General features: G+C 59.4%; 32 protein-coding genes. 31 read left to right on the top strand and 1 reads right to left on the bottom strand.

What is annotated here, in order from left to right:
* Nucleotides 1–86 precede the first annotated feature (86 nt).
* The 31 genes from sctW to ACP7A4_RS06550 all read left to right on the top strand — a co-directional run bounded on the left by sctW (nucleotide 87) and on the right by ACP7A4_RS06550 (nucleotide 22,131).
* Entirely contained in the window at nucleotides 87–962 is an 876-nt protein-coding gene (gene sctW, locus ACP7A4_RS06400) for a type III secretion system gatekeeper subunit SctW (RefSeq protein WP_059765461.1), read from the top strand.
* Nucleotides 943–1,218: a TyeA family type III secretion system gatekeeper subunit gene (locus tag ACP7A4_RS06405; protein ID WP_426246060.1), complete on the top strand. Its 276-nt coding sequence runs from the start codon at nucleotides 943–945 to the stop codon at nucleotides 1,216–1,218. Before sctW ends, ACP7A4_RS06405 begins: the two co-directional genes overlap by 20 nt.
* A 9-nt stretch (nucleotides 1,219–1,227) precedes the next feature.
* The gene (gene sycN / locus ACP7A4_RS06410) at nucleotides 1,228–1,599 is read left to right on the top strand and encodes a type III secretion chaperone SycN (RefSeq protein ID WP_426246062.1); all 372 of its coding nucleotides are present in this window, start codon (nucleotides 1,228–1,230) and stop codon (nucleotides 1,597–1,599) included.
* Nucleotides 1,596–1,961 carry a YscX family type III secretion protein gene (locus ACP7A4_RS06415; RefSeq protein ID WP_426246064.1) on the top strand — a complete coding sequence of 122 codons (366 nt, stop codon included), beginning with the start codon at nucleotides 1,596–1,598 and terminating at the stop codon, nucleotides 1,959–1,961. Before sycN ends, ACP7A4_RS06415 begins: the two co-directional genes overlap by 4 nt.
* Before the next feature lie 5 nt (nucleotides 1,962–1,966).
* The gene (locus tag ACP7A4_RS06420; protein WP_059765466.1) at nucleotides 1,967–2,299 is read left to right on the top strand and encodes a tetratricopeptide repeat protein; all 333 of its coding nucleotides are present in this window, start codon (nucleotides 1,967–1,969) and stop codon (nucleotides 2,297–2,299) included.
* Nucleotides 2,292–4,415 (top strand): type III secretion system export apparatus subunit SctV, encoded by a 2,124-nt coding sequence (sctV, locus tag ACP7A4_RS06425; protein WP_426246066.1) that lies wholly within the window; start codon nucleotides 2,292–2,294, stop codon nucleotides 4,413–4,415. Before ACP7A4_RS06420 ends, sctV begins: the two co-directional genes overlap by 8 nt.
* Nucleotides 4,412–4,846, top strand: coding sequence for an LcrR family type III secretion system chaperone (locus ACP7A4_RS06430; RefSeq protein ID WP_203301980.1), 435 nt, complete (start codon nucleotides 4,412–4,414; stop codon nucleotides 4,844–4,846). Before sctV ends, ACP7A4_RS06430 begins: the two co-directional genes overlap by 4 nt.
* Before the next feature lie 36 nt (nucleotides 4,847–4,882).
* On the top strand, nucleotides 4,883–5,167 hold the full coding sequence (locus ACP7A4_RS06435; RefSeq protein ID WP_236442874.1) for an LcrG family type III secretion system chaperone: 285 nt from the start codon (nucleotides 4,883–4,885) through the stop codon (nucleotides 5,165–5,167).
* Between the two features lie 9 nt (nucleotides 5,168–5,176).
* Nucleotides 5,177–6,118 (top strand): virulence-associated V antigen, encoded by a 942-nt coding sequence (locus ACP7A4_RS06440; protein WP_203301982.1) that lies wholly within the window; start codon nucleotides 5,177–5,179, stop codon nucleotides 6,116–6,118.
* A gap of 10 nt (nucleotides 6,119–6,128) precedes the next feature.
* Nucleotides 6,129–6,626 carry a SycD/LcrH family type III secretion system chaperone gene (locus ACP7A4_RS06445; protein ID WP_048364095.1) on the top strand — a complete coding sequence of 166 codons (498 nt, stop codon included), beginning with the start codon at nucleotides 6,129–6,131 and terminating at the stop codon, nucleotides 6,624–6,626.
* A complete protein-coding gene (sctE, locus tag ACP7A4_RS06450; RefSeq protein ID WP_059765476.1) occupies nucleotides 6,607–7,770 on the top strand; it encodes a type III secretion system translocon subunit SctE in 1,164 nt (387 codons plus the stop codon). Before ACP7A4_RS06445 ends, sctE begins: the two co-directional genes overlap by 20 nt.
* 11 nt (nucleotides 7,771–7,781) lie before the next feature.
* Complete coding sequence (locus tag ACP7A4_RS06455; protein WP_203301983.1) at nucleotides 7,782–8,672, top strand: YopD family type III secretion system translocon subunit; 891 nt, start codon at nucleotides 7,782–7,784, stop codon at nucleotides 8,670–8,672.
* Nucleotides 8,673–8,795: 123 nt separating this feature from the next.
* Entirely contained in the window at nucleotides 8,796–9,239 is a 444-nt protein-coding gene (locus ACP7A4_RS06460; RefSeq protein ID WP_059765481.1) for a type III secretion system chaperone, read from the top strand.
* Nucleotides 9,240–9,246: 7 nt separating this feature from the next.
* Nucleotides 9,247–9,492, top strand: a complete 246-nt coding sequence (locus ACP7A4_RS06465) for a T3SS regulon translocated regulator ExsE family protein (RefSeq protein ID WP_048364092.1) — start codon at nucleotides 9,247–9,249, stop codon at nucleotides 9,490–9,492.
* Nucleotides 9,489–9,893, top strand: a complete 405-nt coding sequence (locus ACP7A4_RS06470; RefSeq protein WP_203301985.1) for a YscW family type III secretion system pilotin — start codon at nucleotides 9,489–9,491, stop codon at nucleotides 9,891–9,893. The genes ACP7A4_RS06465 and ACP7A4_RS06470 overlap by 4 nt, the downstream gene beginning before the upstream one ends.
* A 260-nt stretch (nucleotides 9,894–10,153) precedes the next feature.
* A complete protein-coding gene (locus ACP7A4_RS06475; protein ID WP_059765484.1) occupies nucleotides 10,154–10,966 on the top strand; it encodes a helix-turn-helix transcriptional regulator in 813 nt (270 codons plus the stop codon).
* Between the two features lie 185 nt (nucleotides 10,967–11,151).
* Nucleotides 11,152–11,919, top strand: coding sequence for a T3SS regulon anti-activator ExsD domain-containing protein (locus ACP7A4_RS06480; RefSeq protein ID WP_305728846.1), 768 nt, complete (start codon nucleotides 11,152–11,154; stop codon nucleotides 11,917–11,919).
* Between the two features lie 22 nt (nucleotides 11,920–11,941).
* The gene (locus ACP7A4_RS06485; protein WP_059765487.1) at nucleotides 11,942–12,364 is read left to right on the top strand and encodes a YscB family type III secretion system chaperone; all 423 of its coding nucleotides are present in this window, start codon (nucleotides 11,942–11,944) and stop codon (nucleotides 12,362–12,364) included.
* Nucleotides 12,352–14,154, top strand: a complete 1,803-nt coding sequence (gene sctC / locus ACP7A4_RS06490; RefSeq protein WP_082706843.1) for a type III secretion system outer membrane ring subunit SctC — start codon at nucleotides 12,352–12,354, stop codon at nucleotides 14,152–14,154. Before ACP7A4_RS06485 ends, sctC begins: the two co-directional genes overlap by 13 nt.
* Before the next feature lies 1 nt (nucleotide 14,155).
* Nucleotides 14,156–15,424, top strand: coding sequence for a type III secretion system inner membrane ring subunit SctD (sctD, locus tag ACP7A4_RS06495; protein ID WP_256209824.1), 1,269 nt, complete (start codon nucleotides 14,156–14,158; stop codon nucleotides 15,422–15,424).
* On the top strand, nucleotides 15,421–15,627 hold the full coding sequence (locus tag ACP7A4_RS06500; protein WP_238938223.1) for an EscE/YscE/SsaE family type III secretion system needle protein co-chaperone: 207 nt from the start codon (nucleotides 15,421–15,423) through the stop codon (nucleotides 15,625–15,627). The genes sctD and ACP7A4_RS06500 overlap by 4 nt, the downstream gene beginning before the upstream one ends.
* The gene (sctF, locus tag ACP7A4_RS06505) at nucleotides 15,627–15,881 is read left to right on the top strand and encodes a type III secretion system needle filament subunit SctF (protein ID WP_203301986.1); all 255 of its coding nucleotides are present in this window, start codon (nucleotides 15,627–15,629) and stop codon (nucleotides 15,879–15,881) included. Before ACP7A4_RS06500 ends, sctF begins: the two co-directional genes overlap by 1 nt.
* 2 nt (nucleotides 15,882–15,883) lie before the next feature.
* Nucleotides 15,884–16,234 carry a YscG family type III secretion system chaperone gene (locus ACP7A4_RS06510; RefSeq protein ID WP_059765494.1) on the top strand — a complete coding sequence of 117 codons (351 nt, stop codon included), beginning with the start codon at nucleotides 15,884–15,886 and terminating at the stop codon, nucleotides 16,232–16,234.
* The gene (locus tag ACP7A4_RS06515; RefSeq protein ID WP_203301987.1) at nucleotides 16,231–16,644 is read left to right on the top strand and encodes a YopR/YscH family type III secretion effector; all 414 of its coding nucleotides are present in this window, start codon (nucleotides 16,231–16,233) and stop codon (nucleotides 16,642–16,644) included. Before ACP7A4_RS06510 ends, ACP7A4_RS06515 begins: the two co-directional genes overlap by 4 nt.
* Nucleotides 16,644–16,982: a type III secretion system inner rod subunit SctI gene (sctI, locus tag ACP7A4_RS06520; RefSeq protein ID WP_426246074.1), complete on the top strand. Its 339-nt coding sequence runs from the start codon at nucleotides 16,644–16,646 to the stop codon at nucleotides 16,980–16,982. Before ACP7A4_RS06515 ends, sctI begins: the two co-directional genes overlap by 1 nt.
* On the top strand, nucleotides 16,982–17,737 hold the full coding sequence (gene sctJ / locus ACP7A4_RS06525) for a type III secretion system inner membrane ring lipoprotein SctJ (RefSeq protein ID WP_120752336.1): 756 nt from the start codon (nucleotides 16,982–16,984) through the stop codon (nucleotides 17,735–17,737). The genes sctI and sctJ overlap by 1 nt, the downstream gene beginning before the upstream one ends.
* On the top strand, nucleotides 17,734–18,360 hold the full coding sequence (locus ACP7A4_RS06530; protein WP_426246076.1) for a SctK family type III secretion system sorting platform protein: 627 nt from the start codon (nucleotides 17,734–17,736) through the stop codon (nucleotides 18,358–18,360). Before sctJ ends, ACP7A4_RS06530 begins: the two co-directional genes overlap by 4 nt.
* The gene (locus ACP7A4_RS06535) at nucleotides 18,339–18,950 is read left to right on the top strand and encodes an HrpE/YscL family type III secretion apparatus protein (RefSeq protein ID WP_059765506.1); all 612 of its coding nucleotides are present in this window, start codon (nucleotides 18,339–18,341) and stop codon (nucleotides 18,948–18,950) included. Before ACP7A4_RS06530 ends, ACP7A4_RS06535 begins: the two co-directional genes overlap by 22 nt.
* 256 nt (nucleotides 18,951–19,206) lie before the next feature.
* Nucleotides 19,207–21,252, top strand: a complete 2,046-nt coding sequence (locus ACP7A4_RS06540) for a patatin-like phospholipase family protein (RefSeq protein WP_082706844.1) — start codon at nucleotides 19,207–19,209, stop codon at nucleotides 21,250–21,252.
* A gap of 6 nt (nucleotides 21,253–21,258) precedes the next feature.
* On the top strand, nucleotides 21,259–21,669 hold the full coding sequence (locus ACP7A4_RS06545) for a CesT family type III secretion system chaperone (protein ID WP_238938224.1): 411 nt from the start codon (nucleotides 21,259–21,261) through the stop codon (nucleotides 21,667–21,669).
* A gap of 75 nt (nucleotides 21,670–21,744) precedes the next feature.
* Entirely contained in the window at nucleotides 21,745–22,131 is a 387-nt protein-coding gene (locus ACP7A4_RS06550; RefSeq protein WP_059765509.1) for an MAPEG family protein, read from the top strand.
* Nucleotides 22,132–22,142: 11 nt separating this feature from the next.
* On the opposite strand, the gene ACP7A4_RS06555 is transcribed toward ACP7A4_RS06550, so the two are convergent.
* Complete coding sequence (locus tag ACP7A4_RS06555) at nucleotides 22,143–22,862, bottom strand: 16S rRNA (uracil(1498)-N(3))-methyltransferase (RefSeq protein WP_048402237.1); 720 nt, start codon at nucleotides 22,860–22,862, stop codon at nucleotides 22,143–22,145.
* Nucleotides 22,863–22,873 lie beyond the last annotated feature (11 nt).

Here is a 22,873-nt window from a genome sequence, read left to right on the forward strand (position 1 = left end):
AATGCGACGGATTTTGGCAGCCGCCCCACCCCGCACATTTTTACAATGGCGCTCTTCTTCAAAGCTGCACGAGAGTGAGTACCTCTATGGCCAACATCCAGAACCTGCTGGCGCCGACCGCACAGCCGGATCGCGAGGTCGAGCCATCGCGCAACCCCGATCCACGCCTGAGCGGCAGCTTTCAAGGCGAACGCGTGCAGTACATTTCCACCAGCCAATCAATGGCCGATGCCGCAGAAGAACTGACCTTTGCGTTTTCCGAACGTGTGGAAAAATCACTCGCAAAACGCAAGATCAGCGACGGCCAGGCCCGCCTGAGCGAAGTGCAGGAAATGCTCGAAGAGTATCTGCACAAGGTGCCCGACCTCGAACGCCAACAAAAACTTGAAACCTTGGTGGCGCAGCTGGCCAGCGGGCAATTGACCAACATGGCGCAGCTCAAGGCGTACCTCAAAGGCTTTTCAGGCGAGGTGAGCCATCAGTTCGTGGCGCTGTCGTTTGCACGCCAGACCCTGGCCACTAAAACCGATGCCCGTGCTCTGCTGGCGCTGATCGATCAAGCCTTGTTGCAGATGGCGGACGAGCATGGCGCAGCCATTGAAACCGGCCTGAGTATCGGCCCGCTGGCGCTGCACGCCGAACAGCTTGGCGTGGGCGATGTGCAAGCGTTGCGCGACACCTACCGTGATGCGGTGCTCGATTACAAAGGCCTGTCGGCCGCCTGGAATGACATTCAGGCCCGCTTCGCCAGCTCGGCCATCGAAGGGGTGACCGCCTTCATGATGAAAGCGTTGAGTGCCGACCTGGACAGCCAGCAAACGCGCCTCGACCCGATCAAGCTGGAGCGCGTGATGAGCGACATGTCCAAGCTCAGAATCCTGGCCGGTTTATCCGATCAGGTTCACGCGCTCTGGAAAGCACTGGTCACAGGAGAACAAGGGCATGGCATACGGGCCTTCTGACTTGATGGGCGACCTGGTGGCCGTGGTAGATAAACGCTGGGTCACCGTGCAAGACATTCAGCGCATGGGCCAGTCAATGGCGTTCAACAACGTGGCCGAAGTGATCACCTTTTATCGCGAAATAAAGCGCTTGCTGCGCCTGTTGCCGATCGAAATCTTTGCCGATGAGGAGCAGCGGCACAATCTGCTCAATGCCTGTCAGTTGGCCATGGATTTGGCCATCGACCAGGAAGAGGACGAATGGCAAGCCCAATGAGTAAACAGCATGCAGTGGATTGATCAGGCGCTGGCCCAGTTCTGTCAGGACATGGGCGTGGCGCTGCCCTCGCCCTTGAGTGATTTGATCCAGCTGGAATTCGAGCACATGGGCACCCTGCAACTGGAGCGACACGCCAACGGCCTGACCGTGTGGCTGGCGCTGGAGTTGCCGTGGCATCAGGCGCACCAAGGGATGCTGCGTGCCATGTCGCGCAGTTACAGCCGCGCAGCCCCCGAGTTGCCACTGCGCTGTGGCTGGTCGGGTGACACACGCTTGCTGTTACTCATCACCCTGGATGCACGCCGTGTCACGGCGCCGGTGTTGCATCAGGCGCTGCGGACCCTGATCAGCGTGCGCGACGAAGTCATCGCACCGTGAGTCGCATCAGCGGCCTGCATATCGGGATCGAACAGCTCAGCGAAATCGGCAGCGAACACGAACTGGCCGGGCTGCCCGAACGCTATGTGTTACCGCCGGACGGCCACAGTGTCGAGGCACATTTCGATGCCTTGTACCCGGCCCGTCGCGCCGAGCAGCAATGGCTCAACCTGGCGCGCCCCACCGGCCAATTCCATGAGCTGCTGCGCCCGCAGGCGTTTCGCCAGGCACTCAACGGGTTACGCCACACACTCCAGGCCTCGGACAGCGCACCGTTACAGGCCGCTGCGGGGTTAATCGCGCAACGCAGTGACGATGAACATCTGCTGCGCATGGCCCTGAATTTGTTGCACAAGGTATGAGTGACATGACGTTAAAACCAGTTGAGCAAAAGCTGCTGTTGCTACTCGGATGGGTGCAACTGCAATGCGCTCAACCGGCACACGCACGCACTTTTTTTGAAGCCGTGCTGAGTGCCGAGCCGCAGCAACATGCCGCGCGCAAGGCGTTGGTGGTGGCATTACTGCAATTGGAACTGGGCGCACAGGCCGAGCAACACTGCGAGCATTTGCTCGCGCAGGGCGAAAACGACCCCGCCTTGTGGGCGTGCCTGAGCCGGGCGCAACAGGTGCAAGGCCAGCTTGAGCGGGCGCGTAGCACTTACGATCATTTCCTTGGCCTGCGGGACACCCATGCCTGAAGTCACGGAGTTTCTGACCCGCCTGGGCGCGCGCAAAGACATCATGCTGGCAGTCATGCTGCTAGCCGTGGTGTTCATGATGGTGCTGCCGCTGCCGCCCTTTCTGCTGGACATCCTGATTGCGATCAACATCACCATTTCAGTGGTGCTGATGATGATGTCGGTCTATATCAACTCGCCGCTGCAATTTTCGGTGTTTCCGGCGGTACTGCTGATTACCACCCTGTTTCGCCTGGCGCTGTCGGTCAGCACCACACGCATGATTCTGCTCGAAGCCGACGCGGGCAAAATCGTCGAAACCTTCGGTAATTTTGTGGTCGGCGGCAATCTGGTCGTAGGCTGCATTTTGTTTTTGATCATCACCATCGTGCAGTTTTTGGTAATCACCAAAGGGGCCGAACGGGTTGCGGAGGTCAGTGCGCGGTTCTCGCTGGACGCCATGCCCGGCAAGCAGATGAGCATCGACGGCGACATGCGCGCAGGCGTGATTGACGTCAACGAAGCGCGTGATCGGCGCTCGATGATCGAGAAAGAAAGCCAGATGTTCGGCTCGATGGACGGCGCGATGAAGTTCGTCAAAGGCGACGCTATCGCCGGGCTGATCATCATCTTCGTGAACATTCTGGCGGGCATCACCATCGGCGTGACGCAAAAAGGCATGAGCGCCGCCGACGCCTTGCAGCTCTATTCGGTGCTGACGGTGGGCGACGGCATGGTCACGCAAATACCGGCGCTGCTGATCGCGATCACTGCGGGCATCATCGTGACCCGCGACTCTTCGGACAGCTCTACTGATCTGGGCAGCGACATCGGCGACCAGGTGGTGGCTCAACCCAAAGCGCTGATGATTGGCGGCGTATTGCTGGTGCTGTTCGGCCTGATTCCGGGCTTCCCGACCGTGACCTTTTTTGCCCTCGCGCTGTTGGTCGGTGGCGGCGGTTACTGGATGGTACTGCGCCAGCACGGCGTGGCGGCCGCCGACGAGTCGCACGACTTGCCCACCTTGCTGGCGCAGGGCGCAGGCGCGCCGTCCGTCAAACCCCGCAGCAAACCGTCCTCGGGCAAGACCAAGGGCGGGCGCCTGAGCGACAAGGAAGAGTTCGCCATGACCGTGCCGCTGCTGATCGACGTCGATGCGAGCATGCAGCAAAGTCTTGAGGGATTCTCGCTGAACGAGGAACTGATACGGGTGCGGCGCGCCCTGTACCTGGATTTCGGCGTGCCGTTTCCGGGGATTCACCTGCGATTCAATGAAGGACTAAAGGAAGGCGAATACCTGATCCAGTTGCAGGAAGTGCCCGTGGCGCGAGGGCGCTTGCGAGCGGCGCAATTGCTGGTGCAAGAGCGCAGCAGCCAGCTGGAGTTGCTCGGCGTGCCCTTCGAAGAAGGCGACCCGGTGCTGCCGGGGCAGCCCGCGTTGTGGGTCAGCGAGGAACACAAGCCGCGACTGGAGCGCTCGGGGTGCAGCGTATTGAGCATGGATCAGGTACTGACCTGGCACTTGTCGCATGTGCTGCGCGAGTACGCCGAAGACTTTATCGGCATCCAGGAAACCCGCTACCTGCTGGAGCAGATGGAAAACAGCTACGCCGAGCTGGTGAAAGAAGCGCTGCGCATTATCCCCCTGCAACGCATGACCGAAATCCTTCAGCGGCTGGTAGGCGAAGACATTTCCATCCGTAACCTGCGGGCCATTCTGGAAGCGATGGTGGAATGGGGCCAGAAGGAAAAGGACGTGGTGCAACTCACCGAATACATCCGCAGCAGCCTCAAACGCTATATCTGCCACAAGTATTCGAGTGGCAATAACATCCTGCCCGCGTATTTGCTCGATCAGCAGGTTGAAGAGCAGATTCGCGGCGGCATCCGCCAGACCAGCGCAGGCAGTTATCTAGCGCTGGACCCCAGCGTGACGCAGGCGTTTTTACAGCAAGTGCGCCACACCGTAGGCGACCTGTCACAGATGCAAAGCAAGCCGGTGCTGATCGTCTCGATGGACATTCGCCGCTACGTGCGCAAGTTGATTGAAAGCGATTACTACGGCCTGCCGGTGCTGTCATATCAGGAGCTGACGCAGCAAATCAACATCCAGCCACTGGGACGCATTGCCCTGTGAAACGAGACCCGCTAAGCGAGTGGTTTGAGCAGCACGGTTACGGGGTGCGCGCGCATTTTTTGCGTAAAACGGGCATTCAACTGGGCTGGCGATTTGTCGACAGCGGCTGCGAAGTGGCGTGGCGCTGCGAAGGCCAGCGGGTATGGATTGTGATGTTTCGCAGGCTCGATGAACGCCTCGGGCTGGCCAACCCGTTTGCTGCGCTGTACGTGTTGGCCGAAGCGGCGCGCAGCGTGCTGCCAGCGCCTGCCTGGTTGTACGGCAATGTCCAAGTGCTGGCCGACAGCCCGTTGGCCGGTGCGCGCCTGGGCCGTTTCTATCAACGCTGGGCCGGTGCTCGCGAGCCACAACCCGGCTGGTTCGAGCTGGACGCCAACCGCGTGTGCTCATTACAAGACATGCGAAAACGACAAAAACTCGACCGTGCCTGACAGGAAGGCCCGTGCGCTATCCCTACTATAGAGCGCATGAACAAAGACCCTTGCACCCATGCACATACCGTCCAGGCGGCAAAACTGGCCATTGAAAACAATGCACAGCGCAGCCGTTTGCTCTCGGAAATGTGGGAGGGCCTGGGGCTCTCTCCCGAGGTGCGCGACCGGGTGTTTCGCCCAGGTCCGAGTCGTTTGATTGAAGCCGCCGAGCAAGAATTGCTCAAGGAAGTCGAGCGCATGCGCGCCGCCCAACGTCCCGCCGCCGAAGAAGGTAGCCGCATGCGGCGCCCTGCCCGGATGCGCGGCCTTATGGTTTAAGGACTCAGCATGAGCATCAGCCACTACACCCACACCACTCAATTTCTCAGCGATGTGACCAGCACTGCGCTGGACCAACTGCGCGGTCACGATGCGGCGGCGCTGACCGAGCTTCAAAGCCTGCTCGCAACGCTCAAGATCCGCGTGTCCCACGAAGGCACCGAGTTGACGTCGGCACAGATGAACAAAGTGTTGGCCTTTTTGCTGCCGCCCGACGCCAAGCTTGCCAATGGCGGGTATGCAAGCCAGCTGCAAAACGGCCTTAACGGCGTGAAAAAAACCCTCACCGAGTATGCCAACGCCCACCCCCACACCGCGTGGCCACTGAGCGACTTTTTAGCGCTCAACCATTTTGGCCTCACGGCGGATCGACTCGACGATGACGTGATCGATGTGTATGTCGGGGTGCTGGAGAAGCAAGATGCCAAGCGCCTCAAGCTGCGCGATGAGCTGAAAGAGCTGACCGGTGAGCTGTCGATTTACAGCGTGGTGCAGGCGCAAATCAATGCCAAGTTATCGTCCAAATCCGATATCGACATCAGCAAGACCGACGCGGGCGGCCTCAACTTGCTCGACAAAGGGCTGTATGGCTACAGCGAAGAGCAACCCTGGCTAAAGAGCGCGGAGTACGCCCTGCTGACCCGGCTGGACACCGCCAAGAACAAGACGCAGATCAGCATCAAGGACTTTTTGAGCGGCGTGCCCAAGGAAAGCGGCGCAATCAAGGCCGCTGATTTGAAAAACAGTTACGCCTTCGAAAAAGACAACAACCCGGTCGCCAATCTGGCCACCACCGTGGGGGATCGCTCGCGCCCGCTCAATGACAAAGTGAGCGAGAAAACCACCCTGCTCAACGATGTCAGCTCGCGTTACAACGCGGCCATCGAAGCACTCAATCGCTTTGTGCAAAAACACGACAGCCTGCTGCGCGACATTCTCAATGCCATTTAAGGAACGCCCCATGACCCAACCCACTCAAGACGCCTGCGAGCAGGAAATGGAAGCGTTTTTGCGCGACGGCGGCACGCTCGCCATGCTGCGCGATGTGTCTGCCGACAGCCTGGAACAGCTGTATTCACTGGCCTTCAATGATTATCAAGCGGGCAAATGGGAGACCGCGCACAAGGTGTTTCAGGCGCTGTGCATGCTTGACCATTATGACGTGCGCTTCTTCCTGGGGTTGGGCGCTTGCCGCCAGTCCATGGGGCAATTTGAGCAAGCGGTACAGAGCTACAGCTACGGCGCGGTGATTGATGTCAACGAGCCGCGCTTCCCGTTTCACGCTGCTGAATGTCACCTGCAATTGGGTGATCTCGACGGTGCCGAAAGTGGCTTCTATTCGGCCCGGGCCTTGGCCACAGCGCACCCTGAACACGCGGCGTTAGCCGAGCGTGCAGGCGCTTTATTGGAAGCCGTACTCATCAGAAAGGATCAACAACATGATTCCAACAGCGATTGATCGCGTTGGGCTCAATCCGGCGGCAGTGTCATCTGCCGAACCGGTTGCGCCCAAACGTACAGCGCGTGAGCAGGATGTCACCGTCAGTCGGGTTCAGGCTAACGCGTCATCTGCCGTGGCGTCACAAGGGGTGCAGTTACCTGCCCCGGCGCCCGGCGTTGCCCACAGTTTGAAACCTCAGACCCTGGCCAACATCAACCAATTGGTCAGCTCGGTGATTCAGAGCACCGGCATCACGCAACAGCTGATCACTGAAGTCCCGCGCCTGGCCTTGGCGCGCTTGAGTTCACCGCAAGCGTTCGAGATTGAATTGGCGCGCATTACGGGCGAGCTGGAAAGCGCGCAAAAAGCCAACAAGCTGGAAGACATCAAGCGGGCGCGCGAGCAAAACCTGCAAAAGATGGATGAAAACCAGAAGAAGATTCAAGAGTCGCAAGACGCTGCCAAGGAGGCCCAGAAGTCGGGTCTTGCAGCCAAAATTTTCGGTTGGATCAGTGCTGTGGCCTCGATCATCGTGGGCGCAATCATGGTCGCCACCGGCGCGGGCGCAGTCGCCGGTGCCTTGATGATCGCCGGCGGCGTGATGGGCATCGTGTCCCAGTCCGTACAGGCAGCTGCGGCTGCGGGCTTGATCAGTAAAGAGGTGATGGAAAAGCTCGGCCCGGCATTGATGGGCATTGAAATCGCTGTCGCCTTGCTCGCCGCAGTCGTCAGCTTCGGCGGCTCTGCAGCCGCGGGCATTGCCAAGCTCGGGGCGAAGATGGGCACCAAAGTGGCTGACCTGACCGCCAGCCTGGCCAGCAAAGTTGCAGACCTGGGCAGCAAGTTCGGCACCGCGGCCAGCATGTCCATGTCCCATGGCGCCAAGCTGGGTGTGCAAGTGGCCGACGTGACGCTGGACGTTGCCAATGGCGCGTCCCAGGCGGTGAATAACGGTTATCAGGCCCATGCCGCACTGCGCCAGGCCGACGTGCTGGAAAACCGTGCCGAGTTGACCGCGTTCCAGACCGTCATGGACACACTCAGGGAAGAACTGAGCCGGATGGTCGAGGCATTTACCCACGTCATGGAACAGATCTTCCAGATGATCAATGCCAAAGGCGACCTGCTGCATAACCTGTCCAGCCGTCCTGCGGCGATTTGAGGAGCCACAACATGATGATTGATATGAGTGTCAGCCCTCGGGCGCTGGGCGAAGTCGGCGCAGCCGCTGCTGTTGAAAAAAGCCAGGCACCGGTCAGCCGTGAAACAGCCCACGGCGCAGCCGCTTTGGCGGCACCTGCCACCAGCCCGGCCGGTAGCATCGAACTGGTGAAACCGACGCAAAACTTCAACCCCGTCAGCCTGGGCAAAGTCACCAGTGAGCTGGACACCACGGTTGAGCTGATGGTGCTGTTGTTTCGCATCGCACAAAAAGCCCGCGAGATGGGCGTGCTGCAACGTGACAGCGAAAACACCGCGATTATCGACGCGCAAAAATCCCAGGTGGCTGAAATGCGCTCGGGCGCCAACCTGATGATTGCGATGGCGGTCATCTCCGGGATCATGGCGGTGGGTACGGCGATTATTGGCGCGGTGGGCGCCAGCAAAAATGGCAAAGCCATCAAGCAGGAAGGCCAACTGGAAAAGTCCATTGCCGGACGCAATGAATTAATCGACGCCAAGATGCAATCGTTGGGTAAAACCACTGACGCAGAGCGCAAAACTGTCGCGGCACCGTGGGCACAAGCGCAAGAATTTGATAGCAGCCTACTTAATAGGACAGGAAAGAAGATAGACACGCGCAATACCACTTTCCAGGCCATCAATGGTGTTAACCAATCACTGGGGCAAATGGCCAATACTTCGGTGCAAGTGCGCCAAGGTGAAGTTCAGGCCAACGCCAAAGAAGATGAAGTGGATGCGTCAATTGCACAAAGCCGCAAACAGATAGTTGATGAACAACTGAGTTATAACTCTAATTCCATGAAAGAGCTGATCCAGACACTTCATGAACTCTCACAAAACTACGTGGCCGCGTGGAGAGCCGCTGCTGCAGTTGTTTGATTCAGCGTCATAAGTAAGAAAAGAGCCACAGAGATGTGGCTTTTTTCTTAAAAGATAAGTCTACCAGTGACAAAATCAGGTTGTGACCTGGTGCTAGCATTCGCCTAGTCCGAGGAGACAAGCATGGATTTAACGATCAGGGTTAATCGGCTGCTGGCCGAATTTGCCAATCGCAGTGGGTTGCCCACCTTGTCGCTCGACGCTGACGGGGTCGCGACGTTGCTGTTTGATGAGCAGTTACACGTGACGCTGGTGCTTTTGGGTGGCCGTCACCGGCTGGTCATGGAAGCCAATGTGGCCGGTCTGGAGGCATTGGGTGAAGGTATTTTTCGCCAGTTGGCGAGCTTCAACCGTCGCTGGTATCGCTTCGATCTGCATTTCGGTTTTGATGAAACCACCGGCCAGGTGCAGCTGTATGCCCAGTTGCCGGCCGCAGAATTGACGCTGGAAAACTTCGAGAAAACGCTGGCCAATTTGCTGGACCATGCCGAGTTCTGGCAGCAGTTATTGCCTGAACAAGCGTGTGTCACACCGCAGGCCGCCAAGCCTGCGGGCATGAGGGTGTGAACCTGTCATGAAGATCGAAAGCGCGGGGGTTTCACCTTTATCCGTGAGTGAAGCCCCGACAGAGGCGGGGACATTCCACGGGCGTACGCTGAACGCGGGGGCCAACCCCTCAGCTGCACCCGTCACGCTGGCCGAACTGCTGGACTGGCTGGGCACTGAGTTGCCCACCAGCCCCAAGAGCGAACAGCACTTGCAGCGATTGCTGGACGGCGATATCACGCCTTTGTATGAACGCCGGGTTCGGCGGCCATGAGGCGCGCGGCGACCTGCGCATTGGTCGCCAGTGCGCTGCTGGGCTGTGTCAGCCAACCCGCCGCCCCCGAACACACGCTTGACCTCACAGGGACAGTGAGCAGCCGCCTGGTCTTGACCCAGGCGGCCTATGTGCGTGTTCGCGTGTATGAAGTCAGTCAAGGGCAACCTCGCAAGGTCGCGACGTCCGACTATCGGGTGTCAGCCTTACCGCTGGGTGTGCAGTTCAAAGTGCCTGCGACGAAGGATCGTCAGTGGCTGATTAAAAGTGAACTGGCGTGGTCACAGGCAGGTTCGGTTCAAGCACGCGGGTGGCAACAGGTGGTACCGGGCCAAGCGGTGCACCTGCAACTGAGCCCTTTAACGTGTTACCCCAATTGCCGTATTAACCGCCCGCAGTAATACCGTGTTGCACGTCTGGTTATAAATAATTAAACGATTTCGGATTGCAGCCGAAACACCGAACAGTTCGACTCATATTGAGCGGTTCATTGAATAAGAGTAATTATTCTAAATTTGAATAATTACTCTTATTCATGACCTGGCTTGCTTTCTAGAATCAGCAATATGCGAATTTACGCATGTGCATGGAGATAGAGTGTGCTCATACGTCTGTCAGTAATGACGCGTCGATACGCCGCACACGTTCAGGATCACTACCTATGCAAGGTGCCAGTTTACGTGGCCAACGAATAACGCAGTGCCGATGGTGTATACCCGCCTTCGAGTTCATGTCCAACACCGAAGAAGGAATTGTTGTACTCATTGAAGGCAGCCTGACGGTTCAAGATGTCAATACAACGCTTAGTTTGGCGCCGGGTGAATTGATCTTTGCCCGACGTGGTAATTACGTGGTAAGTACGGGCGGGCAAGAAACGCGCGTACTTTGGATCCCTTTATCGGTCACGCGTTTGCAAAGTTTTGTACAGCGCTTTGGCGCGTTGCTCAGCGAAGTGGAGCGCTGTGAAGAACCGGGGAGCGGGATGATTGCATTTGCCAGCACACCGTTGCTGGCCGACTGCATAAAAGGGCTCAAAGGCTTGCTGGTGCATGAGCACCCGCCCGCGCTGGCGGTGTTGCGCACGGAAGAGTTGCTTATGTTGCTGGCATTCAGCCCGCAAGGACCGGCGTTGATGGCGGTGTTGCGCCAGCAGGGCAATCGCCATGTGGAGCGCCTGCAAGCGTTTATGGAAACCCATTACCTGCAAGAGTGGCGTTTGAGTGAGTTCGCACGCGAGTTTGGGATGGGCCTGACCACGTTCAAAGAGTTGTTCGGCTCGGTCTACGGCGTATCACCCAGGGCCTGGATCAGCGAACGGCGGATTTTGTATGCGCATCATCTGCTGCTCAACAGCGAAATGAGCATTGTCGACATCGCGATGGAAAGCGGTTTTTCCAGCCAGTCGTATTTCACCCAGAGTTACCGCCGCCGGTTTGCCTGCACACCCAGCCGTTCGCGGCAGGGCAAAGAATAGCCCCGGACTAAAAAAAACGGACGTTTATTGCAAGTCACTCGCGCCCCTCATCAGTAAGATTGCCACGCAACGCAAGACCCTGATGTGCGTGTCACGTAACAAAACAGTCAAGGCAGAGAATGAGCCAGGAAGACCCAAATCAAAGTCCCCGCCAAGGGATGTTCGCCGGCCGGCGCGTCTCTGTCGTGAGCCAGGAGGCGCGCGCGCGGGGAAATGTCGCCGGTTGTATTTCGGGCAAGGTGTACCGCGACGGCGACATCATCAGCGCCCGGCAGCTGATGCTCATGCAGCGCCTGTTACCCCGCGAGCAACTGGAGCAGCTGTTTCAGTCCAATTGGTTGCAACAGCGTCTGGCACGCGGCATGGCGCTGGAGCGCGGTGACGTGCAATTGGTGCTGAGCAAGGCCCGCGAGCAAGGGGCTAACTGGTGTGAATGGTTGGGCGACCGAATCAATCTGGCCAGCCCGCAAACCTTGATTGACTGGGTACTGTTGCCGGTCTACAGCTGGTGGGAAAGCCTGTTTGACGAGGCGATCCCGAGCTGGCGAGCGTCGTTGATCGAGTTCGAAACGCAGGCCCGGCAGTTGCGCATCAAGGCGCAGTTCTGGCGCCAGGCCAACGATGCCGATCCGCAATTGGTCGCACATGAACTGGCAGAAGTGGCACGCCGTCAGGTCGACACTGAAATCGCAATGGCCGAGCTGGCGCGCAAACTGGGCGTTATCTCCGAGCAGGCCCGACACGCGTGGCCCAACTGGCATCAAGGCGTGGCGGTACTGTTGGCCGATGGCAAGCTGGATGGTTTTTCACCGGTGCCACTGGCGCTTATCTCCTTGTGGGAGCCGCTGATCAAACTGGACGAAGACGCGAGCGCTGCCGACGCCGTTCAGCACTGGCTGCACGAACGCAGCCTGTGTCAGGCCCAGGATCACTTTTACTGGCAAGGCTCCTGACCGCCCGCTGCACTGAGGACTCATGGAACGTTTATTGACTGGATTGGCCGCACGTACCGGCCAAGGGCCTTTTGTTGCCGATCGAACGGGGGTGTATCACCTGCGTATTGATGGCCACAGCCTGTTTCTTGCGCGCCAGGGTGGCGATCTGATCGTTCACAGCCCTCTGAATTGGCAGGCCCGCGCCGACGCCGCCAACCAGCGTGACGTGCTGCGTTCGCTGCTGGAACACGTCACACGCTGGAGCCGCCGCTACCCCCAGGCGCTGGTGCTGGATGACAAGGGCCATTTGCTGCTTGAAGCCCGCCTTGAATTGGCTGCCCTTGAGCTGGATGAACTTGAACGGGTGGTGGCCGCGCAAGTAGGCATTGTGGAGTCGATCACACCCGATTTGCAGCAGGCTGCACTGGCCCCTCAATGGACCCAAACCTTATGGCGTCCCTGAACTGGCTGCGCGCTGCGGCATGGCTGCTGATGGGCGCGGCGCTCCCGGCCGCCGCGCAAGAGCTGGACTGGGCACCGTTGCCTTACCACTACGTCGCCCAGGGTGAAAACCTGCGCGATGTGTTGATCAACTTTGGCGCCAACTACGACAGCCCGGTCATTGTCAGTGACAAGGTCAACGATCAGGTCAGCGGCCGTTTCGACCTGCCCACGCCGCAAGACTTCCTGCAACAAATGACCTCGCTGTACAACCTGATCTGGTACTACGACGGTGCCGTGCTGTACGTGTTCAAAAGCACCGAGATGCAGTCGCGACTGATCAAGCTCGAACAAGTCACCGAGTCTGACCTGCAACAGGCTTTGCAGGCCGCAGGCGTATGGGAGCCGAGTTTTGGTTGGCGTTCAGGCGGCGACGGGCGGCTGGTGTATGTCTCTGGCCCGGCGCGTTATCTGGATGTGATCGAACAAACCGCACAGGCCCTTGAACAGCAATCCACCCTGCGCAGCGAAAAGACGGGCGACTTGTCGGTGGAAATTTTCCCGCTCAAATACGCCTCGGCCGAAGACCGTCAAATCAAATACCGCGAAGACGATATTCAAGCACCGGGTGTCGCCACGATCCTGGCCAAAGTGCTGGGCGATGCCAATGTGGTGTCGGTTGACGGTCAAACCAGCGGCGCCCGCCCGCCTGCCCGCTCCGGGCGCGCGGTGATTCAGGCAGAGCCTTCGCTCAACGCGATTGTGGTGCGTGACAGCGCTGAACGCATGCCGATGTACAAACGCTTGATCGAGGCACTCGACCGGCCTTCGGCGCGCATCGAAGTGGCGCTGTCAATTGTGGACATCAACGCCGAAAACCTCGCCGAACTGGGCGTGGACTGGCATGTGGGCATCGGTCTGGGGCCAAAAAAACTGATTGATATTCGCACCAGCGGCTCTGGCGCCCAAGGGCAGCAAGCCCCCGGCGCCAGCCTGGTCGACAGCCGTGGCCTGGACTTTTTGATGGCTCGCGTCACCTTGCTCGAAAGCCAGGGCCGCGCGCAGGTGGGGTCGAGACCGACTCTGCTAACCCAGGAAAACACCTTGGCGGTGATTGATCACAGCGAAACCTATTACGTGAAAGTGACCGGTGAACGGGTCGCGGAACTGAAGTCCATCACCTACGGCACCATGCTGAAAATGACCCCGCGGGTGATTCAGCTTGGCGACAAACCTGAAATCAGCTTGAGCCTGCACATCGAAGACGGCAGCCAAAAACCCAACAGCTCCGGCCCCGAGGGCATCCCGACCATCAACCGCACCGTGGTCGACACCGTGGCCCGCGTCGGGCACGGCCAAAGCCTGTTGATTGGCGGTATCCACCGCGACGAACTGAGCGAAGGTGTGCGCAAAGTGCCGCTGCTCGGTGACATCCCTTATGTGGGTGCGCTGTTTCGTTTCAAGTCCAACTCGGTTCGACGCTCGGTGCGTTTGTTTTTGATCGAACCGCGCCTGATTGACGATGGGCTGGCGCATTACGCCGCGCTGGGCAGCCAGCGGGGCTATCTCGATGACTTGCTTAATGTCGACCAACTGTCCAATCAGAGCCTGGACCTGGCCAGCGCCCTTGGCGCGACCCAATGTCAGGCACTCAGCAGCGCCCGGTTGCTGCAACAAAAACTGCAACAGGCGGCTAAAAGCTCGCACTTGTCGGCCTGCCGCATGGACGGCGAAAGCCGTGGCTGGCGTGTGATTGAAGGCGCCTGTGATGACTCGGTGGCGCACTGCGTTCGCCCGCTGAAGCAGCCCTGACATGAGCTGGAAGATCCGCTTCTACAGCGGCCTGAATCAGGGGGTCGACGTCCCGCTGAGCACCGGTCGGCTGGTGATCGGTTCAGACCCGCTGAACGCCGATCTGGTGCTGGTGGATGACGGTATCGCAGCTCGGCATCTGGTGCTTGAGGTCGACCCTCAAGGCATACGCCTACTGGAATGGGAGGCCACACACGAACCGACCCAGGACGGCGAACCCGTGCAGCCCGGCACCGTGCTGCAAGCGTTGGCCGCGCAACAATGCGGGCCTTTGAGCTGGGCTTACTGCGCTCAAGAGCGCACCTTTGCCCCGCTGCAACCGATCGCCAGCCGTGCGCAAGAGCGGCGTACCGTGCGCCGCAGCGCGCATTGGGGCGGGCGTTTGATGGCCGGTTTCAGTGTGCTGTTGCTGCTGCTTTTGATTGGTTTGCTGAGCGATCCGTGGTCCAGCGTCAAGAGCGGCATGGCCAATGAAGACCGGCTGCTGGGCGTACAGATGTTCCTGGCTGACAAACCCTACCAACACCTACAGATCGACACCACGCAAGCCGATGGCACTGTGGTATTGAGCGGTTATCTGGACGATAACCGCAGCCGTTTGCTGCTGACCCAATACCTGGAAAAAACCGGCCTGAATTATCGACTGGACGTGCGCAGCATGGAAGAAGTGCGCCAGGGCGTGGACTTCATCCTGCAAAAGTTTGGTTACTTGCGGGTACGCAGCACACCCTCGCCCAACGCCGGCTGGATCATGCTCGAAGGTGAACTGGCGCAGCAAGACGAGCACTGGCTCAACATCGAGGCGCTGCTGATGGCCGACGTGCCCGGTTTGCTGGGCGTGGACAATCGCGTGCGCCTGGCCGGCTCCCACATCAAGCGACTCGAACAATTGCTCAGTGACGCGCAGTTGACCTCGGCCCTGAGTTACACCGATCAAGGCGAGCGCATCGAACTGCGCGGCCAGCTCGACGAACGTCAACTGGGCGAGTTCACCCACTTGCAGCGCGAGTTCAGCCGTGAGTTTGGCACCCGCCCAACCCTGGAGCTGGTCAACCGTTCACGCCGGGGCAACGTCGAAGAACTCGCGTTCGTGGTACGCGGCGTGTCGCTGGGCAAGGTGCCCTATGTCGTCCTCAACGACAGCCAGAAATACCCGGTCAACGCCTCAACCGCTAACGGCGTGCGCGTGCTGTCGATCACAGACGAGGCAATTGTGGTCAGTCGCGGCAAACAGCAATTCATCATCCACCTCAAAGGACAAACACCATGATGACCGCATTGGAGCAACGCCTGAGCCGCGAAGGCGCGGGTTATCACACGCAGCTGTGCAACCGGCTGGAGCAGGCACAGAACGACTGCAAACGGCGCTTGCAGCAAGGCGCCAACCCGACGCAATACCAACAATGGCAACAGGAGGCGCAAGCAATTGATGCTGCCCTCAGCATCCTCAACACCCTTAAAGGAGCTTTGTGATGGCCGCTATTTTCACCAACAGCACCACCAACACCCTCGATCAGGTCGCCGAACAGCTCAAGGCCCAGGCCAATACCGCCAACACCGATGTAACGGCCGCGATTACCGCCCTCAATACCAATAACGGGGACAACCCGGCGGTGCTGGCAGACCTGCAACACAAGCTCAACAAATGGTCGGTGATCTACAACATCAACTCCACGGTGACCCGCTCCATGAGAGATCTCATGCAGAGCATTTTGCAGAAGATCTGAGCATGGACAGTTCATTGAAAGGGCTTTTGGCCGAAGTGGCGCTGGCTGGCACGGGGCATCATTGTCACGCCTACGCCGAACAAATCGCCGACTGGCTGGAGCAGGTTGAACACCAGGACGAAGCCGCGTGCCTGATTCGTCTCTCCAGCCTGATGAATCGCGGCGACTATCAACAGGCGCTGATTGCAGCACAAGGCAAAGAGTGGCCGTCGCTGTCACCCTGGCTGGCCTTGTGCGAGTGGCGGCTGGGGATGGGGGCTGCGCTGGACCGGCGTTTGGCACAGTTGGCGCAGAGCGACGACCCGCGACTGGTGCAGTTTGCCGAAGGCATGCGCCACCCGGAGGGGCCATGAACCCGGTGGACCCGCTGGCGTTCAACCGTGAGCGGGTGCCAGGCTCGCTGAACCCCACCGCACCCGCCAGACCGGCCGACACCCACGCCTTTGAACAGGCGATGCAAACGCCTGTCGAGGCCACCAAACCGGTGAGCGCCGTCACCTTGCAGGTGCTCCAAACCTTGCAAGCCAACGCGGGTAATGATGAACAGGCACGCCTGGCGCTCAAACACCTGATCAAGCAAGACGCGCCTTTTGCCAAGCAGCAGCAAGACGCGCTGCTGCGCGTGCTGGGCGAGATAAAACCCTTGCCGGACACCACCGGCGCGAGCCGCGTGATCAACACCGAACTCAGGCACCTGATCCCCCTGGCCGGGATGATCGACCACCTGATGCGCCATACCCACAAACCCGACCTGGAGTCGTAATGGACATCAGCCAGATCAGTCAATCGGTGGTCACCAGCCTTGAAGAACTCAAACCGAGCGGTGCCAGCGCACAGCACGTGGCCGATTTCGATCACGCAATGGGCAACGGTTCCAGCAGTTTGGGCGGTAGCTTCTTGAGCGAAATCGGGCAGATCAAAGAGAACTTCACCCAAGCCAAAAACGAGCTGAAAGTGCAGTTGTCGACCCCCGGTGACGACCCCAACAGCCTGATGCAAATGCAGTGGTCGCTGATGCGCATCAGCATGCAGGAAGAGCTGATCGCCAAGACCGTCGGCCGCATGAGCCAAAACGTCGAAACCTTGATGAAGACCCAATGATGCGTGGCGTTAAACCGAGGGTGAAATACCTGCACCGTACCCTGTTGCTGGCAGCCTTGTTGGCACTTGCCGGGTGCAAGATCGAACTGTACGCCGGAGTCAGCCAGAAGGAAGGTAACGAGATGCTCGCCCTGCTGCGTTCCGAAGGTATTTCGGCCGATAAACAGCCGGACAAGGAAGGCAAAATCAAGTTGTTGGTGGAGGAGTCGGACATCGCCCAAGCGGTGGACGCACTTAAGCGCAAAGGTTACCCGCGCGAGAGCTTTTCAACGCTCAAAGATGTGTTCCCCAAGGACGGATTGATCTCTTCGCCGGTTGAAGAGCGGGCACGGCTGAACTACGCCAAGGCTCAGGAAATTTCTCGCACCCTGTCTGAAATCGACGGCGTGCTGGTGGCGCGGGTGCATGTGGTACTGCCTGAAGAACGCGACGGGCTGGGCAAAAAATCCTCCCCCGCATCAGCCTCGGTGTTTATCAAACATGCGGCGGATATCCAGCTCGACGCCTACATCCCGCAGATCAAACAACTGGTCAACAACGGCATTGAGGGTTTGAATTACGACCGCATCAGCGTGGTGCTGGTGCCCTCGGCCGATGTGCGTCAGGTGCCCTTGGCGCCGCACTATGAAACCTTCTTCTCGATTCAGGTCACAGAGGATTCACGCGGGCGTTTGATCGGTTTGTTTGGCGTGCTCATCACGTTGCTGCTGGTGAGCAATGCCGCGCAGTTTATGTGGCACCGGACCAAGGCATGATCCGCAGTTTGACTCCTTACCAGCTCAGGTTTTGCCCGGCGCGCTACATCGACGACGCGCACCTGCCGCACGCCTTGCTCGCCGTGTGCGACGCCCTGCCCGACTGGCGTCAACGCAGTGCGATCAATGCCTGGCTGCTCGATGAGCTGGCGTTGACCATTGACTACCCACTCGCCCCCCAGCTCGGCGGGCTGGCGTTGTTTGGCCACGCTGCGTTGCAACACACCCTGCGGTGCCTGGGGGGCTTGCTGCATGGGCATGCATTGCGTCATGCACTGACGGCGCGTGAATCGCAACGCGTGCAGGCCGCGCTGGGCGACGCCGGGCATCGCTACTGCCTGCAACAGGTGGACATGATCATCGGCCTGTGGCCTGCGGGGTGGCAAAGCGCCTTGCCCGACGGCGATTTGAGCGTGTACCTGCAAACCAGCGGCCTGGAGTTTTGGTTGAGCGCCGCCGGTGAAGCGGACGGCGGATTTGCCCGCCGCTTGCGCCTGCGCCTGCCACCCGGCCCACCTTCTCGCTCAGCCGCATTACCGGCTGAAAACCCCGCATTGGCACGGGCGCTATGCCTCAAAGTTGCCCGACAGGTGAGTCCCGAATGTTGCCATTTATTGAAATAAAAAGTGATCAGGTGCTGCTCGCCCCCGATCAAGTGCTGCTGCGCAGCGCGGACTATCAGGGCTACCTGACAGCCAACCAACTGGTGGAGCTGGCACGCGAGCGCGCGCAAGCCATCGAGCAAGGCGCGCATGATGTCTACCAACAGCAGAAGGCACTCGGCTGGCAGGCGGGCGTCGAACAAGCGCGCATCCAGCAAGCCACGTTGATCCAGGAAACCCTGGTGCAATGCAACCAGTATTACCGCCAGGTTGAGCAGCAGATGAGCGAGGTGGTGCTGCAAGCCGTGCGTAAAATCCTCAAGCAATACGACAACACTGAACTGGCGCTGAGCGTGACCCGCGAAGCGTTGTCGCTGGTGAGCAATCAAAAGCACGTAATCCTGCACGTTCAGCCTGAGCAAGTCGTGGCCATGCGCGAGCAAGTGTCGCAAGTGCTCAAGGACTTCCCCGAAGTGGGGTACGTCGAAGTGGTGGCCGATGCACGCCTGGACCAGGGCGGCTGCATTCTGGAAACTGAAATCGGCATCATTGATGCCAGTGTCGACGGTCAATTGGCAGCCCTGGGCCTGGCCCTGAAAAAGCCGCTTTAAGTTGACCGTGTAGTCGCTGTCGAGGTACGAGGCTGCGATCAATCAACCCGGGGGGTCAGGCACACCGTACTCATCGCGTGTACGACCGCTTCACGCCCGGGCCCAGCCTCGTAATACTCGACAGTGGCAACAGGTATCGCTGGGTTATCGCGATTCTCGCAAAGTGACAAAAATGCGCCTGATACTAAAAAAGCCGTTGAAACGATTCCCTTAAGCTTTGCGCCATCAAGGACCTCAGGTTCTCCAAGGAGCGCATATGAAAATTCAGTCCACCCCGCCCGCCGGTCTCAATCCGGCTATCGCCGATACCCCGCCGCCTGCCGCGCAAACCCCGAAAGCCAAGTTATCCACAGACCCGATCGGCCAAAGCCTGAGCAGCGCGCTGAAAAGCGCCTCGGCGATTGTGATCAAAGATCAACTGCCCGACGTGGGCCGTATCAAGCTGGTGACGCCACAGCCACAAGGGGCCGCACACACCGTGGCCGAGCAGGCGGGCCAGCGCCAACTGACCTTGCGCCGTTTCGACAACGGCGTGGCGCAACTGGAACTCAGCCGCCCGCCTTTGACCAGCCTGGTGTTGAGCGGTGGTGGTGCCAAAGGTGCCGCTTACCCTGGGGCGATCAAGGCTCTGGAAGACAACGGCGCACTGGACGGTATCCGCAGCATGTCGGGGTCTTCCGCTGGCGGCATCACTGCTGCACTGCTGGCATCGGGCATGGGCGCGTCCGAATTCAAAACCCTGTCCGATGGCATGGACCTGATCGGCTTGCTCGATAGCACCCACAAAAAACACAAGTTGTTCCAGCGCATTTGCACCGAGATCGGCAATCTGGCGCAAAAGTATTTGCCCAAAATCGGCAGCTTCACGCAGTTGATTCTCAACGTGTTGCCGCGGGTTCAGTCCGAAGCCATGCCGCTGGAAAAAGTGCTGCGCGACGAATCGTCCAAAGCCGTGCTGGGGCAGATCAACGCTCACCCGCAGTTGGCCAATCAACCCGCGATTGCCGCCATCGCCCGCAAGCTGGAACAAGGCGGGGTTGTCACGTTCGGGGATCTGGCGCTGCTGAGCAGGCACATCCCGCAGATCAAGGAGCTGAACATCACCGGCACCGCGATGTTCGAAGGTCGCCCGCAGATGGTGATGTTTAACGCCAGCCTCACGCCGGACATGAGCATTGCCCGGGCGGCGCATATTTCGGGTTCGTTCCCGGTCGTGTTCAAACCGGTGGATGAACAGGCACAGCCGTTTCAGGCCGAAGGCGAACACACTCAATTCAAGGACGGCGGCGTGATGCTCAACGTGCCCGTGCCGCAGATGGTCGACAAGTCGTTCAACACCAGCCCGCTGCGTCAGTCGGACAATCTGATCCTCAAGTTCGAGGAGGAAGAAGGCGTGGCGCCTGACCGTGGCGGCCGTATCGGCGGCGCCTTCACTGACTGGTTGGTGGGCGCGCCTGTGGCCGCGCGGGTGATCCTGCAAAACGAAGCGCTGAGCGGACATGACGACCAAACCGTGACCGTGCCGCTGAAAACCGAGAAGGGCGATTTCAGTACCACGTTTGGCGGCACGCTGAATTTCAGCATGCCGGACGACATCAAGAACCATCTGCAAGAACGCCTCGATCAGGCCGTCAGCGGCCACCTTGAAAACCGCAGCCAGTCTCGTGAGCAATACACCTTTGCCTCGATGGAAGAGGCGCTGATGGCACTGGATGACGAGATGCTCACCAGCTTGAGTGCACAAGACCCGGCCAGCGCCGGTGAAGTGTTGCAGTTCCGCCAGCAGGCACGCGATGCGTTCAGCCAATTGACCGTGGCGATTGTGGCGCAAAACGAGACCCCGGCCGGTCTGAAGCTCAACGACGTCATGCGCGGCGCGTTCACCCAACTGGACGCATTGGCCTCCACGCCCGAACGCAAGGAGTGGCTGGCCAAGGAACTCAATCACGCCGATAACGCCGATCACCAGCAATTGCTCAGTGCTGTGCGTGGTCAGGCCATTGAGTCGCCGGTGCTCAAAGCAGCGGTCGCCGAGATGCAACTGCGCACCGTCGCCGTGGTGGCCGACAACATCCGCAAGGAAGTCATCTTCCCGTCGCTGTACCGTGCCGGTCAGCCTGACGCCAACGTCGCCCTGTTGCGTCGCGCCGAACACAGTCTGGCCCGTGCCACGACGCCTGCGCAGGTGAACCAGGCGCTTGACGACATTATTGAGAACTATGGCGCGCGCAATAAACCGTGGAGCAAGCCCATCAGTTCCACCACGATTGACATGGCCAAGGCCTGGCGGATGGCGGGGTAAGCACACATGATCCTAGAGAAATGGTTAGACCAATGGGGCATCAGCCTGCCCGCTCACGACGCCGAGACCTGCCGCCTGCAAGTGGCCGATGACCCGGAGTTGGTGCTGGAAAAGATCCAGGGCGGCTGGCTGATGGCGATGCGCCTGGGCAGCGTCCCCAGCCCGATGCTTTTAGGGGTGCAGTTACAACTGCTGCAAGCCAATGGCCCGTTTTGTGCCTTGGCACCGGTGCATCTGGCGGCCGACAGTGCAGGGGACCTGGTGCTGTGGGTGGAGGTGCAGGAAGGGGCGGTGGACGTGCCAACCTTGAACCAGTGGTACGCCAAGCTGTGTCAGGGCCACGCGCACTTCAGCCCGCTGCTTGAAGCCGTGGTGGATCGACCACAGCCGGTGTCAGGCGCGCGTTTGTTCGTTTGACCGCACAAACAGTACCCGCCCAGAGGGCTGTTTGACGTATAAACAGCCGTCATCCCCTAAAAAAAGGAAGTTCCAATGACGGTTGCCTTCTGGTGTGTGCTGATTGCCTTGTGTTTGCCGTACGTGTGTACCGCGGTTGCCAAGTTCAGTGGCGGTCGATTCGGGCCTCGGCAAAACCATGATCCTCGGGCGTTTCTGGACACCCTCGACGGTTTTGCCAAACGCGCCCACAGCGCGCAACTCAACAGCTTCGAAGTGACACCGGCGTTTGCCGCAGCGGTGATCATTGCCGACATCGTTGGCAACGCCCAGCCCGTCACCCTTGATGTGCTGGCAGTGCTGTTTATCACCAGCCGCCTGCTTTACATCATTTGCTACCTGGCCGACTGGGCTCTGTTGCGTTCACTGGTGTGGTTCATCGGCATGGGGCTGATTGTCAGCTTCTTTTTCGTGTCGATGTAAGCCCCCCGCGCTTAGAAATCGCCCCACAGCTGTTGCGCCACGGCCAGCGCGACGACGGGGGCGGTTTCTGTGCGCAGCACCCGAGGCCCGAGACGTGCCGGTTGATAACCGGCGGCTTGGGCCTGCTCGATTTCGGGGTCGGTCAAACCGCCCTCAGGGCCGATCAGGAACGCCAGCCGTGAAGGTTTGGCGTGACTGACCAATGGCTCGGCCACCGGATGCAGCACCAGCTTGAGATCCGCCTCGGTGGTTTTGATCCAGTCGTTGAGCACTACCGGCGGATGAATCACCGGCACTCGCGAACGGCCACATTGCTCGCAAGCGCTGATCGCCACTTGTCGCCAATGCGCCAGGCGCTTGTCGGCACGTTCGTCCTTGAGCCGCACTTCGCAACGTTCGCTCATGATCGGCGTGATTTCATTGACCCCAAGCTCGGTGGCCTTCTGAATCGCCCAGTCCATACGTTCACCGCGGGACAAACCCTGGCCGAGGTGGATGAACAGCGGGGACTCGATCTGCCCGGCGAAGGTTTCGTCCAACAGCACGCGCACGCGCTTTTTGCCGACCTCCAGCAAACGCCCCAAAAATTCGTGGCCCGAGCCATCGAACACTTGCAAGGCGTCACCTTCAGCCATGCGCAGTACGCGGCCAATGTAATGCGCCTGTGCTTCAGGCAACTCATGCTCACCGAGGCTCAAGGGCGCATCAATGAAGAAACGGGACAATCTCATGTCAATACTCT

It is taken from the genome of Pseudomonas sp. TWR3-1-1 (genome assembly GCF_049896545.1).
In the GTDB taxonomy this organism is placed as follows: Bacteria; Pseudomonadota; Gammaproteobacteria; order Pseudomonadales; family Pseudomonadaceae; genus Aquipseudomonas; species Aquipseudomonas weihenstephanensis.